Here is a 579-nt window from a genome sequence, read left to right as displayed (position 1 = left end):
GATTCCTACACCGGTTTCGTCGCAGGAAGACTCGATTCCGAGGATTTTCACTTCGCGGTCCTTTCGCTTTTACGCGGGCGGAACATAGTGTGCGCGTCCGCGCCTGAAGGTTGATAGTAATTGCGGCGGATGCCGGTCTTAATAAAACCGTAGGCTTCGTACATGGAAATGGCGGGATCGTTGCCCACACGAACCTCGAGAAAAACCGGGGCGTCTTTCAGGTCAGCGATATAGACAATGTTATCCATCATCATCCTGCCCACCCCACGGCGCTGCATCGCGGGATCGACGCCGATGGTATGAATTTCGAATTCCGGGTCGGTAACAGGTCCCATCATGCCGATGCCGGCATAACCAACCAATACGTCCTCGTCTTCCACGCCTAGATAAAAGGTGTGACCGTGTGCGATTTCCTGCACGAAGGCCTCCGCCGGCCACGGCCCTTCCCCTGCAAAAAGCACTTTCTCCAGCTCCGCGCAGCGCTGCGCATCGACGGCGGTTAGTTCGCGCAGCTTCACAGACTTAGCCCGGAAATGTCGGGAAGGGCGGCTGAGCGCGGCTTTGGCTTCGGCGGCACGG

At 57.7% G+C, this 579-nt stretch carries 1 protein-coding gene; it reads right to left on the bottom strand.

Going from position 1 to position 579, the window contains the following annotated elements:
- Positions 1-47: 47 nt before the first annotated feature.
- On the bottom strand, positions 48-518 hold the full coding sequence (gene rimI, locus F4V54_RS11230) for a ribosomal protein S18-alanine N-acetyltransferase (protein WP_061920604.1): 471 nt from the start codon (positions 516-518) through the stop codon (positions 48-50).
- Positions 519-579 lie beyond the last annotated feature (61 nt).

The sequence above is a fragment of the Corynebacterium tuscaniense genome, assembly GCF_008693065.1.
GTDB classification, from domain to species: domain Bacteria; phylum Actinomycetota; class Actinomycetes; order Mycobacteriales; family Mycobacteriaceae; genus Corynebacterium; species Corynebacterium tuscaniense.
This window is presented reverse-complemented; position numbering and strand designations above follow the sequence as displayed.